Annotated in this window: 10 protein-coding genes; all 10 read right to left on the reverse strand. The window is 42.6% G+C overall.

What is annotated here, in order from left to right; genetic code table 11:
* Positions 1 to 5 precede the first annotated feature (5 nt).
* Positions 6 to 2,222, reverse strand: a complete 2,217-nt coding sequence (pcrA, locus tag G6R02_RS15475) for a DNA helicase PcrA (RefSeq protein ID WP_164670132.1) — start codon at positions 2,220 to 2,222, stop codon at positions 6 to 8.
* A gap of 13 nt (positions 2,223 to 2,235) precedes the next feature.
* On the reverse strand, positions 2,236 to 2,928 hold the full coding sequence (gene pcrB / locus G6R02_RS15480; protein ID WP_164670133.1) for a heptaprenylglyceryl phosphate synthase: 693 nt from the start codon (positions 2,926 to 2,928) through the stop codon (positions 2,236 to 2,238).
* Positions 2,929 to 3,292: 364 nt separating this feature from the next.
* Positions 3,293 to 4,087 (reverse strand): ABC transporter ATP-binding protein, encoded by a 795-nt coding sequence (locus G6R02_RS15485; protein WP_164670134.1) that lies wholly within the window; start codon positions 4,085 to 4,087, stop codon positions 3,293 to 3,295.
* A 2-nt stretch (positions 4,088 to 4,089) separates the two neighbouring features.
* Positions 4,090 to 5,073 (reverse strand): ABC transporter permease, encoded by a 984-nt coding sequence (locus tag G6R02_RS15490; protein ID WP_164670135.1) that lies wholly within the window; start codon positions 5,071 to 5,073, stop codon positions 4,090 to 4,092.
* A gap of 226 nt (positions 5,074 to 5,299) precedes the next feature.
* Positions 5,300 to 6,313 (reverse strand): ABC transporter substrate-binding protein, encoded by a 1,014-nt coding sequence (locus tag G6R02_RS15495; protein WP_164670136.1) that lies wholly within the window; start codon positions 6,311 to 6,313, stop codon positions 5,300 to 5,302.
* 130 nt (positions 6,314 to 6,443) lie between these two features.
* Entirely contained in the window at positions 6,444 to 6,755 is a 312-nt protein-coding gene (locus G6R02_RS15500; RefSeq protein ID WP_164670137.1) for a YerC/YecD family TrpR-related protein, read from the reverse strand.
* A gap of 18 nt (positions 6,756 to 6,773) precedes the next feature.
* On the reverse strand, positions 6,774 to 7,832 hold the full coding sequence (locus G6R02_RS15505; RefSeq protein WP_164670138.1) for a DUF3048 domain-containing protein: 1,059 nt from the start codon (positions 7,830 to 7,832) through the stop codon (positions 6,774 to 6,776).
* Positions 7,833 to 7,930: 98 nt separating this feature from the next.
* A complete protein-coding gene (locus G6R02_RS15510) occupies positions 7,931 to 9,673 on the reverse strand; it encodes an adenine deaminase C-terminal domain-containing protein (protein ID WP_205520155.1) in 1,743 nt (580 codons plus the stop codon).
* 434 nt (positions 9,674 to 10,107) lie between these two features.
* Positions 10,108 to 11,355 (reverse strand): phosphoribosylamine--glycine ligase, encoded by a 1,248-nt coding sequence (gene purD / locus G6R02_RS15515; protein ID WP_164670139.1) that lies wholly within the window; start codon positions 11,353 to 11,355, stop codon positions 10,108 to 10,110.
* A gap of 21 nt (positions 11,356 to 11,376) precedes the next feature.
* Positions 11,377 to 12,900, reverse strand: a complete 1,524-nt coding sequence (gene purH, locus G6R02_RS15520) for a bifunctional phosphoribosylaminoimidazolecarboxamide formyltransferase/IMP cyclohydrolase (RefSeq protein ID WP_164670140.1) — start codon at positions 12,898 to 12,900, stop codon at positions 11,377 to 11,379.
* Positions 12,901 to 12,918 lie beyond the last annotated feature (18 nt).

Raw genomic sequence — 12,918 nt, forward strand, 5'->3', positions numbered from 1 at the left:
CCTCCCTATTCTTTTGTAATTGGGGCAAATTTTGCGAGTACACGTTTGATCCCTGTTGGTGCCGGGAAGGCGATATCAAGCTCCATCGAATCTCCCGCGCCCTGCACTTTAACAACGGTTCCAACGCCCCATTTATTATGTTTTGCTTTATCACCAGGGGCCCACATTTCATTTTCCGCACCGGTTGTCGTCTGCATTTTTTGCGCCCGGCGTTTAGCAGGGGCTGGTCTGTCCTTTTGCTTTTCGAACGAACCATACATCGTTGCTCGCGCTTGTTCAATTCCATCCACAAGATCTTCAGGAATTTCATTGATAAAACGGCTGATCGGGTTCATGTTGGTTCGGCCAAACAGTGTGCGCATTTTTGCATGGGTCAAGTACAGCTGCTGCTCGGCCCGTGTGATCCCTACATAAGCCAGACGCCGCTCCTCTTCCATTTCATCATTGTCCATCATTGACCGGCTGTGCGGAAAGACATTTTCCTCCAGCCCGATTAAAAAGACAACTGGAAACTCAAGCCCTTTTGCCGCATGCAATGTCATGAGGGTTACTTTTTCTTCACTCTCAATATCCTCTTCATCAACACGGTCAATATCGGCAATTAATGCCAAATCTGTCAGGAATGCAATAAGTGTTTTGTCTTCACTGGTTTCCTCAAAATCCTGGGTAACGGTCATGAACTCTTCCAGGTTTTCCAGTCGGCTCTGTGCTTCGATTGATCGTTCATTTTTCAGCATTTGTTCATAGCCTGTCCGCTCGAGCACAGCCTCAACCATGTCTGTTGCAGTCAGGAACTCTTGCTGCTGGGTCAGTGATTGAATCAGCTCTCCAAACTTGGCCAGTGCATTCGCTGCTTTTTTCGGAACACCGGTAAAGTCAACTTCTTTTACTGCCTGGTAAAATGAAATATCATGTTCAGCCGCGTATGCGCGCAGTCTGTCCACCGATGTTTTTCCAATGCTGCGTTTTGGCGTATTGACTACCCGCTCGAAACTCAAATCATCGTCCGGGTTTGTAATCAGGCGTAAATACGCGATCATATCCTTTATTTCTTTGCGGTCGTAGAACTTCTGTCCACCGACCATCTGGTAGCTAATATTCGATTTTGTCAGCGTTGACTCAATTGCCCGGGACTGTGCGTTTGTCCGGTACAGAATTGAAATATCACCTGGGGAGAAACCTTCTTCACGGGTTAATTCCTGAATTTTATCGGTTACATACAGGGCTTCCTCCTGCTCGGTTGCGCCCTGAAAATAATGAATATTTCTCCCATCATCATTTTCCGTCCAGAGATTTTTCGGCTTTCTTCCGGTGTTATTTTCGATGACACTGTTTGCTGCTTTTAGGATTGCCTTGGTCGAGCGGTAGTTTTGCTCGAGAAAAACCGTACGTGCTGTTGGATAGTCCTCTTCAAAGGAAAGAATATTGGTAATATCCGCCCCGCGCCAAGCATAAATCGACTGGTCGGAGTCACCGACAACACATAAATTCTGAAAGCGGTTCGCCAGTTGTTTTACCAGATAGTATTGGGCATGGTTCGTATCCTGATACTCATCGACATGAATATACTGGAACCTGCGCTGATAATATTCCAGCACTTCCGGAACACGCTTGAACAAATGAATGGTCTGCATAATCAGATCATCAAAGTCGAGTGACTGATTTTTTTGCAATGTTTTCTGGTACGCATGATATACCTGAGATACCTGGCGTCCAAAGAAATCCCCGACTTTTTTATCATATACTTCTGGCGTAATAAGCTCGTTTTTTGCACCGCTAATCGCACTGAGCATTGCCCGCGGTTCGAACTTTTTCGGATCTATATTGAGGTCTTTCAGGGTCTGTTTAATAACGGACAACTGATCACTGCTGTCCAGGATTGAAAAATTCCGGCTATAGCCAATCCGGTCAATGTCGCGTCTGAGTATCCGCACACACATCGAGTGAAACGTAGAAACCCAAATCTGTTCACTCCCCGGTCCGACAAGTTTGCGGACACGCTCCTTCATTTCACGTGCTGCTTTATTCGTAAACGTAATCGCCAAAACACTTCTCGGCGAAACATCTTTTTCACCAAGCAAATAAGCAATCCGGTGGGTAAGCACACGTGTCTTGCCGCTTCCGGCCCCCGCCATGATAAGTAATGGTCCTTCTGTATGTTTTACAGCCTGTTGCTGTTCTTTATTCAGTCCTTGCAGTAAGTCTCCAATCGTCTGACTCACAATGACACCACCTTTACTCCATTTCGTTAACAGCTTTAACTGTTTTTAGTGCTTTTTTTATATCCCTGTAAATAATATTGCCAACGATTACTGCATCGGCATGGGCCTTCATTTCCTGTGTCTGGAAGTTATTTTCGATTCCGCCACCGTAAAAGAGCTTCGTGTTCTTCAATTGGTCTTTCACTTTTTTTACAAGGTCAGGATCGCCATATGTACCACTGTATTCCAGGTAAAAAATCGGCAAATGAAAAACATGCTCTGCCATGTATGCATATGCCGTGACATCCTCGTTATCCGGCATTTCACAGTTTGTTTTTTGGAAAGCCTTGGCGTCCTGATTCAGAATACAATAGCCTTCCACGAACATTTCATTCCAGTCCATGATATCTTTATATTCCTTGATCGCCTGATGCTGGATATCCATCATCCATTTTTTCTCCGTACTGTTCATCACCATCGGGATAAAGTAGTAGTCGAATCCGGGTGTGATTGCCTCCATGTTCGAAATCTCCAAAACACACGGAACCGTATGGCGCCTGATGCGTGAAAGCAAATCCAGCACACCATCCAATGTCACATCATCGGTTCCCCCGACGATAACAGCATCCGTCCCTGATTCACAGATCATATCAAGATGCTCGTCCGAAATTTCTTTGGCAGGATCCAGTTTAAATAAATGCTTCCATTCGTTCAAAGTATAATTCAACGTATATCCTCCATATGTAAAAAAATTGGATATTTTTTCAGTATCGTAATATAAGTTTTCCCATTCTTAAAGTATATCAAAAATCGGCGACGGAATTTAGAGGAAAGTTAAATATTTTTGCCTGGGTGGGTGGAAGTTGACATGGAGCGTGTGTGGGTTTGTGAACTTTGGCGAAATGATTGTGAACTTCGAGCAACCTAATTGTGAACTTTGGCGTTTGGCCTGTGAACTTTGGCATGTTTCCTGTGAACTTTGGCATTTAGCCCGTCATCATGAAAAAAACCACTATACCGAAGTTACGGAATAACGGTTTTTTTGAAATCCTTTTGAAAATAAACCCGCTAAAATCTATTCAGGCTGCGGGTTAACCCAGTACAGCCCGATCATCTTCAAACTGTGTGCCACGTATTCGCTTGAATTCATGTAACAGATCTTCAAGGGCCAATTTTTGCTTTTCTTCACCACTTACATCGAAAATAATCTGTCCTCTATCCATCATAATTAATCTGGTTCCCAAATCCAATGCCTGTTGCATATTATGGGTTACCATTAATGTCGTTAATTCAGATTTACGTACCACATCATCTGTAAGCTTGGTGATTAGCTCTGCCCGGGAAGGATCCAATGCAGCCGTATGTTCGTCCAGTAATAGGATATTTGGTTCGGTGAAGGTTGTCATTAACAACGAAAGTGCCTGCCTTTCTCCCCCGGACAGAAAACCGACTTTAGCTGTTAAACGGTCTTCCAAACCTAATCCGAGCGACTTTAAATATTCGGCAAACATTTCTTTACGCTTCTTCGTTACACCGGGCTTTAGTTTCCTTTTCTTATTACGCGCATAAGCCATCGCTAAATTTTCTTCGATTGTCATTGATGGAGCTGTTCCTGCCATCGGATCCTGGAACACACGGCCAATGTATGCTGAACGCCTGTATTCCGGCAAATGCACAACTTGTTTCCCGCCAATAATAACATTCCCAACATCTGGAATCAGATTGCCTGAGATGACATTCATTAAGGTTGATTTACCGGCCCCATTACTTCCGATTACGGTTACAAATTCTCCTTTTTCCAGTTCTAAATTAATATCCTTTAACGCTTTTTTTTCGTCCTGGGTACCCTCATTAAACGTAATTGAAATATCACTTAGTTTCAGCACGGCTAGACCACCTTTCTTTTATGACCAAGTTGTTTACGCTTTAGCAGACGGCGCTTCTTTTCTTTTCTGGCCTGGAGAATTTTCGGGGTAATTAATGCCGCTATAACGATAACAGCTGTAATTACTTTCATGTCCCCTGTTTTCAAAAAGTCAACACGTAGTGCCAATGTAACGATAATACGGTAAATAATTGCTCCTCCAAGAACAGCCAGTGTCGCTCTTTGAATTGTCTTCGTGCCAAACAGTGCTTCACCAATTATTACGGATGCCAGACCAATAACGATCATCCCAATCCCCATATTCACATTTGCAAATCCGCCCAACTGTGCAATCAGCCCACCGGAAACGGCAACAAGACCATTCGACAATCCGACGCCAACAATAGTTAATGAATCTGTATTTGCCGATAGACTTCGAATCATTCGTTTATTGTCACCAATCGCCCGTAGTGCAAGACCCACATCAGTCTTTAAATAGTAATCTGTCAGCAGTTTGATTAGTAACGTTACAATAGTCATAACAATAACGATTATCCATGTAGCAGGTAATTGTTCGGCACCGAAAAATAATACTTTTCCATTAAAAAAAGAATTAATATTTGCTGTAACACCAACGGACTCCAGTTGGTTAAAAATGGTTGGCTCATTTAGCATTGAAACTGTAGGCTGTCCCATAATCCGCAAATTGATTGAATATAAGGCGGTCATCATAAGAATACCAGATAACAATGCATTAACTTTCCCTTTCGTATGCAACAAACCAGTTAAACATCCCGCTATAAATCCGGCAGCCGCTGCCAAGCCTGTTGCGATAATAGGAGGGATTCCATTAACAATCGAAATTGCTGCTACACCCGCGCCCGTTACAAAGCTTCCATCCACTGTTAAATCAGGAAAATCCAGAACACGGAAGGTTAAATAAACGCCAAGAGCCATAATGGCATAAATGACGCCTGACTCCACAGCACCAAACATTGATATAAGCATAATTACCTTCCTTCCTTTCGCAACATCTATAAAATTACTAGTATACTATGAAAATATAATTGCTATTCTTAACGATTGTTATCATTTAAAGTCTTCTTACCTGACCCGGCAAAAAGCAAAAATCTTTTATAAAACAGCCAAAATATAAGTGCCTGAGAGGGTGTTCCATAGGGTTTGATTCCTTCCTTTATTGAAACACCCTCTCGTTTATTCTTTTAAAATGATATTATTCTGCTGTTTCTACAAACTGTGCTGTTTCGTCCCATTCTTCTTTCCATTCTATTCCCTGTTCTTCTGCAGCTTGCTTATTAATAAACAATTGAATTTCCGGCGGATACTCTGGAGGAATCTCACTTGGTTCTTTTTCACCTGTTAAAATTGCAGCTGCCATTTCTCCGGAACGGTAGCCAATCTTATTATAATCAATTCCAAAGGTTGCAAAGCCACCTTTTTCCAATGAATTTGGTTCTCCAACAATAAGTGGTATATCCTGTTCATTTGCAACCCCGACTACACCATCCAGTGCTTCAACAACTGTATTATCTGTAATAATATAAAAGACATCTACTTCACTCACAAGTGTTGTTGCAGCCTGTCGTACTTCAGCAGAATTCGCTACTGTACGCTCAACAATGTTCAGACTAGTTCCTTCAGCAGCTGCCTTCACATCTTCAATCTGACTAACTGAGTTTTGTTCTCCCGCATTATAAATCATGCCTACATTTGCATCAGAGAAATTAGCGTCAATAAATTCCACTGTTTTTTTAATAGCGTCAGGATGAAGATCAGTCACACCGGTAATATTACCGCCGGATTCGTCCATAGAAGGTACCAATTCAGCACCCACCGGATCTGTAACAGAAGTAAAGATGATTGGGATTTCTTTTGTCGCTTGCAACGCACCTATCGCACTTGGCGTAGAGTTGGCAAAAATCAAATCTACATTATCCGAAACAAATCCATCAGAAATCGGCTTTACATTATTTTGGTCGTTCTGTGCGCTTTGCAGATCATACTCCACTTCAAGTCCGGCATCCGCCAACGCTGCCTTAAAGCCATCATAAGCCGCATCAAGTGATGGGTGTTCCACAATTTGAGTTGCCCCCACTTTATAAGCTTTATCTCCTTCTGAATCAGAGCCTTCCCCACTTTCTTCATTAGCATCTGAGGAATCGCTTGTTCCACAAGCTGCTAATGCAATAACTCCAATTATTGCAATCAGTTGCAAAAACCTCTTCATACCATACTCCCATTCATCATTTATATTATTCAAAATATTTAAACGTGATTATATCATACTATTCAACTATTCGCGTAATTTTTTTCATGAAATATAAAAAAAATGCCGTACCAACTAAGGTAACGACATTTTAGTTATCTTTATTTTCATCGGTATCTGAAATTCGATCCAGCACCATTTGATAGCCGTCACTGCCGTAATTGATGCAGCGGCGTACGCGTGAGATGGTTGCTGTTGAGGCGTTTGTTTCGTTTTCGATAACCGTGTACGTGTGGCCTTCCGTCAACATTTTGGCAACCTGCAAACGCTGAGCAATGGAATGGACCTCTGACATTGTTGCGATATCGTCAAAAAATTTATAGCATTCTTCTCGGTCTTTGAGTGATAAAATAGCATCAAAGAATTGATCCAGCTGCTTTCCGCGTAATTTATCAATTTGCATGACTTGCCCCCCTGCCTTTTACTGGTTTGTTACGTTCACTGACTGCGCAATTCCCGGGTTTGATGGCACGACGTTAATCCATGTTTTACCAGGCACCAATCCAACCGGCTGACCATTCTTTACAGGAATGATACGGCCATTGCGATTTTCCCATTGCACTTCCTGAATTTTACCTTTTTGAATGAGATAGCCGTTTCCACCCGATGTGATATCGATGGCCCGACGACCAGCATCATCAATTACTTCATGATGGGTTTCGACAATAAATACATTTTCTACCTGTATCGGTTCTTCTGAATTCAATTCGACCGTTTTTTCACGATCGCTAAACCGTGTATATTTTCCACTTGATTCGTCATATTCAAATTCGACAATCTCCATCGGGTTGTCGGAATAGACAATTTCTACATGGTTTGCTGCTTCACCTGAAATATTTTTCACTTCGCCCCCAGCCAGGAATGGGAGCGGCTCATAATCATGGGTAACTTCATAACCTTTATCTTTGGCTGCATCATACACGTTTTCAAACAGCAGATAGGAATTGTGCGGTGCTTGACGGAATGATTCGCGCTTGAACAAATAACCATCATCATCGTGAAGCGAACCATTCAAATGCTCAATCCCGCGATTTTTTATCATATCATTTACAAAATTTGCTGCCCCGTGGTAAACATATAATGCATTATAGCCATTTGCCAATTCAAAATAATACTCACGTGCACTGCGGACAGGACCGACTACATCCGGTTTTTCACTTTGAAACATTGCGAGAAAACGGGTGATTTGTCCCTCTGCCAATATTTCAAATACGATATCCGCCTTGGAAAGTCCCGTTTGCGGACGTGCCTTTGTATGGTTGTTGACCATTACACTGACAATCCGGTCATTTACTTTCTGATCCGTCTTGATTCCTGTTAGTGGGAACGTATTTGATTTCTCCGGTGCTTCAGGAGCCTTTTCTTTTTCTTCTACTGCGTTTTCCTTTGATTCACTGTCTTCCGCACTTTGCTCCTCGTCTGAACAAGCCGCAAGCAGGAAGAACATTAGTATAAATAGTAAAAAAAGTAACTTCCTCATATCCCCACTCCTTAAAAAAATTATGTCTGTAACGTATAGTATTGGCGCTAACGACTGGTAAGAATACACCAAACTCTACCGCTTTTTTCCATTATACGCTATCGCATGGTTGCTGGGAAGAGGACTTCGCGTTTCTTTACGTCCAAAATGCCTTGCTGTGTAATGCGGATGTAAGGCAAGTGGGTTGCTGATAAAAATAATATTGTATAAACCGGATCGGAAAAATGATAGCCATAGTATTGCAGCAGTTCTCTTAATTGTTTTTCTTTTTCAATCAACTCGGTCATGGTTCCGGCAAACATACTGCCACCAAGTTTCAATGGTAATTCAAAGATAATTTCTCCTTGATGGGCGAGTACAATCCCGCCGCCCAGTTCCTTCATTCGTTCCCAGGCCAACAACATATCTGACTTGCTTTTACCGATAAACACAATGTCACCGGTAGTGGAATAAGAACTTACCAGCGCACCCAACTGATTGGTAAAGCCTTTAATTGCTGTATTGACGCGCCATTTTCCTTTGCGGTCAACCAGTAAAAGAAATGCATCATCTCGTGTCTTCGGAATTACATCAAGCGTTACATCGGTTTCAATGGGATACGGTTTAATGATGACATCATTTACCATATGCAAACCGATTGGGACGGAAAACTGCATATCATCCATGGTCAGATCCCAATCAAATGTAAGGGGATCCAGCCCATATTTTTCCCAGTTAATCGAACATGATCTTTTTTGTTCCTCATGTGCTTTTACAATCCATTTTCCTTTTGCCAAAACACTGACAGGGTGCGGATTTTCTTTTTCCTCTAAAATATTAATATTTGCGATTCTGCCCGGTGCAATACACCCGAGCTCTTCAATAAGTCCATAATGTCTGGCAACATTATGTGATGCCATTCGGTAGGCATACTCAATCGGAATACCCTTATCAATAGCAATTTCAATACAGACGTTCATTAATCCATCTTCGTAAAATGCAGGTGTTGCTCCGTCAGTTGTCATTGTAATATTTTCATAGGTTTTAATGTTCTTCGTCTTCAATTCTTCCAGTAACTTTGGCAGATCCGGTCGAATGGAAGAATAGCGCAAGCCAACCTGATAGCCAAGCTGCAGCCGTTTGACTACTTCGTCGCCTGTCATTGCTTCATGGTCTGCAGACACGCCCAATAATTTCATTTTCGTTAAGGTTTTCTCGGATGCTCCCGGAAAGTGTCCTTCGATCGGTTTCCCGCGACGTTTTGCTTCCTGAATCCAATACAGCAATCGCTCATCGCCGGCAAGCAAATTCGGCCATGAGGTTAACTCCCCGCCCTGAACAACAGATTGATGTTCAAGCCATGATAAAACCTGACTTGTATTGAAAATTTCACCTTCATCCTGTAATGCTGTCTGCGAGTCAAACCTTGCCCACCAGTACATCGAAACTGGCAAACTATTAAACTCCTCCAGCAAGGAAAACGCTTTCTTTTCATCCAATAAAAAATTCCACATTAAGTTATCGTTTATTAATGTAGTAGTTCCATATTTTGCAGCATGATGAGCAAGTTCTGCAGGGTTATATAATTGGAATGGATGCGCATGCGGTTCCATGTATCCAGGCACAAGATATAATCCTTCACAATCCACCACTTCAGTTTCCTGACTGTTTCCTGGAAGACGATCACCAACATAAACGATGCGATCATTTAAAATCCAGATATTTGCACGCAGCCATTGATTTGTATACGTATTTAAATACATTCCATTTTTCAAAAGAATGTCCGGAGCTACTGTGCCATCTACGGCAGCAACGTGTTCCCTTATTTCACGATTTCTCCAATAGTATCCATTTTCCAGCATATCAACCAACGCTCCAATAAGTGATTTTTTCTATCGTAACATATTTTCGCTTTCGTACTGTAACGTTTTTATGAATTAAAGTGAAAATTTTGTGACCGGGGTACATTCGATCTAAATGTAGGTGCTTTCTCGGGTTTTTAGGCGAACAAATTGTGAACTTTGGCAAAGTAATTGTGAACTTTGAGCAACCTAATTGTGAACTTAAGCGAATTCTTTGTGAACTTTGGCATTTTCGCACCCAGACCGTTCGTTTGAGGGTTTCCTGTGCAACTGAAATGTGAACTAAGAGAGAAATTTGTGAACTTGAGCGGATTTTCTGTGAACTTAAGCCAAGTTTGTGAACACTTAAGCGGTTTCTGTGACAACTTAAGCCGAATCGCATTTTTTTAAAATAACAAGCCTGAGAACGGCCGGATCTTCTCAGGCTCACACAGTTATTTTTTTCCGATATCAGTCCGGTAAAAGAACTCACTTGATTCGGAATAGCTGTTTAAACACTGATAAGATAGCTCTGCAGCTTTTTCCAGCGTTGTTCCTTTAGCACCTGCCAGCAAGACTCTGCCACCATCGGATACCAGCCCTGTTTCGGATTGCTTTGTACCCGCATGAACAACAAACCCTTCAGCCAACGAATCCAAATTCTTCAATGGAATCCCTTTATTATATGATGCAGGATACCCTTTTGATGCCAAAACCACCCCTGCACAGCAATTATTTTCCCACTCGAGATGGGGGTCTCTCTCCTCTATCACATCGGTAATGACCTGCAGCAAGTCATTGCGCAACAGAGGTAAAACAACCTGTGTTTCCGGATCCCCAAAGCGGACATTAAATTCAATGACTTTTGGACCATCCATTGTCATAATTAACCCTGCATAAAGGATTCCGGTGAATGGCCGTTCTTCTGCAACCAGGCTATCAGCTGTTTTTTGTAAAATGTTCTCTGTGGCAAAAGAAAGATGTTCAGCTGTGATATCTTCTGCCGGAGCATATGCACCCATGCCTCCTGTGTTCGGACCTTCATCATTATCATAAGCACGTTTATGATCTCTCGCCGGCACCATCGGATAAACATTATTTTCATGAACAAATGCCATCAATGAAAATTCCATACCCTGTAAAAATTCCTCGATCACAATGGTTGCGCCTGCTTCGGCAAACGACTTCGCAACAAGCATATCATCAACTGCCTGGTGTGCCTGTTCAATCGTCTCCGCCACGACAACGCCCTTCCCAGCAGCAAGTCCGTCCGCTTTTACAACGATCGGTGCACCTTTTTCATTAATATATTCTTTTGCCGCATCAGCATTCGTAAAACTGGCATAGTCCGCGGTAGGGATGCCATGTTTCAGCATAAATTCTTTGGCAAACCGTTTGCTTCCCTCCAGTAATGCAGCCTCTTTCGTCGGGGCAAAAACAGCCAGATTTTCTTCGCGAAACCTGTTTGCAATCCCTGCAAGCAGCGGGTTTTCCGGGCCAACGATGGTTAGGTCAATTTTATACACTTTAGCAAAATCCACCAGACCATCGATATCCATTTCATCGATACGTACACACGTTGCTTGCTCAGCAATTCCGCCATTTCCCGGTGCCGCAAAGATTTGATTGACTCTATCACTCTCTGCCAGTTTCATAACTATACTATGTTCACGCCCACCACGACCGACAACTAATATATTCATAGAAAAACACCTTTCCTGTTTTTAATGTTTAAAATGCCGCATTCCTGTAAATACCATGGCAATCCCGTGCTCGTTGCACATATCAATAGAATCCTGATCACGCTTGGAACCACCCGGCTGAATGATTGCTTTTACACCTGCTTTTGCTGCTACTTCCACGGTATCTGGCATTGGAAAAAATGCATCTGAAGCAAGTACGGTTCCCTCAGCCTTCTCTCCTGCCTGCTTAATGGCAATGTTCGCTGCACCCACACGATTCATCTGGCCTGCACCGACACCGACCGTTTGCTTGTTGCTGGCAAGTACGATCGCATTTGATTTCACATGCTTGACAGCCTTCCAGGAAAATAACAGATCCTCGATTTGTTCATTGGTAGGTTTCTTTTCAGTCGGATACGTCAGTTGTTCCTTTTTCAGGTCGGCCGCATCGTTGCTTTGAATGAGCACCCCGCCTTTGACTGTTGTGAGTTTATGATAGTTTGATTGATTGTTGTCCATCCGCAATGTAAGAAGACGAATGTTTTTCTTTTTCGTTAAAATCGTTAACGCTTCCTCCGTAAATGAAGGGGAAATGATAATTTCCAAAAATATGCCGCTCAATTTTTTTGCCAGGTCAGCGTCAATTTCCCGGTTACATGCTACAATACCGCCAAAAATTGATACTGAGTCTCCCTCATATGCTTTGTCGAATGCACGATTGATTGTTTCAGCAACGCCGATTCCGCATGGATTCATATGCTTTACTGCTACAGTGCTTGGATCGCTGTATTCCGCGATAATCTCCAGTGCAGCATTTGCGTCCTGAATATTATTGTAGGAAAGTTCTTTGCCGTGTAATTGTGTTGCTGATGCAAGACTCATCGATGTGTTTATCGGATTCTTGTAAAATGCCGCCTGCTGGTGCGGGTTCTCCCCATAGCGAAGTGTCTGCACTTTTTCATAGGTAACAGTATGATTTTTCGGGAAAGGTTCATCGGTAAAATAATCGGCAATCAACGCATCGTAATGGGCTGTGTGACGGAACACCTTGGCAGCCAGCTGTTTACGTTGAGCTTTGTCCATTTTCCCTTCAGTTAGGCCGGTGATCACATCATCATAATCAGCCGGGTCCACCACTACGGTTACATCGCCAAAGTTCTTGGCAGCCGCACGCAGCATTGTCGGACCACCGATATCAATATTTTCAATGATTTCTTCTTCGGTAACGTTTATTTGATCAAGCGTTTGTTTGAATGGATAAAGATTCACAACGACCATGTCTATCGGAAGGATATTATGTTCCTGAAGTTGTGCTTGATGGCTGGAATGATCACGCTTAGCCAGTAACCCTCCATGAATGGAAGGATGCAGTGTCTTAACACGTCCATCAAGGATTTCCGGCGATTCCGTAACCTGTTCTACAGCAATCGCTTCGACGCCTGCCTCTACCAATGCCTTTAGCGTGCCACCCGTGGAAATTATGTCGTAATCAAGTTCTGTGAGTTTTTTTGCGAATTCAGTAATATTGGATTTATCGGATACACTGATAAGTGCTCGTTTTTTCATAAAAAAACACCTCGCTAT

The organism is Virgibacillus doumboii (assembly GCF_902806455.1).
Taxonomy (GTDB): Bacteria; Bacillota; Bacilli; order Bacillales; family Amphibacillaceae; genus Lentibacillus; species Lentibacillus doumboii.